Raw genomic sequence first — 307 nt, forward strand, 5'->3', positions numbered from 1 at the left:
GAGTGCAACAAAAAAGAGAGGCGGCAACATGCGAGCCAAAACGCTCAAACGGTGTTGAACGTGAACCCGACAGCGTGTCTGCTTCCATGGAGCTTGCACCCCTGTTTTCCACTAAAAAACACCCACGCACCCACACCCACCAAGAAAAACCCTCGGTGAACACATGCGAGCACAAGAAACACACACCACACACACTCACGTGCCATGATGCGCATCCCCAAAAACGGGCTCCCTAGAAAGGAGGTGATCCAGCCGCACCTTCCGGTACGGCTACCTTGTTACGACTTCGTCCCAATCGCCAATCCCA

Annotated in this window: 1 protein-coding gene and 1 rRNA gene; one reads left to right on the plus strand and one right to left on the minus strand. The window is 54.1% G+C overall.

Annotated features, from left to right (window positions below; translation table 11 throughout):
* Window positions 1-236: hypothetical protein (locus tag AC5RE1_RS03335; protein ID WP_493938347.1), on the plus strand; the 236-nt coding region annotated here is incomplete at its 5' end.
* On the opposite strand, the gene AC5RE1_RS03340 is transcribed toward AC5RE1_RS03335, so the two are convergent.
* A 16S ribosomal RNA gene (locus AC5RE1_RS03340) occupies window positions 237-307 on the minus strand; the annotation flags it as partial.

The sequence above is a fragment of the Actinotignum sp. usb-actsch-rep-73 genome, assembly GCF_059082735.1.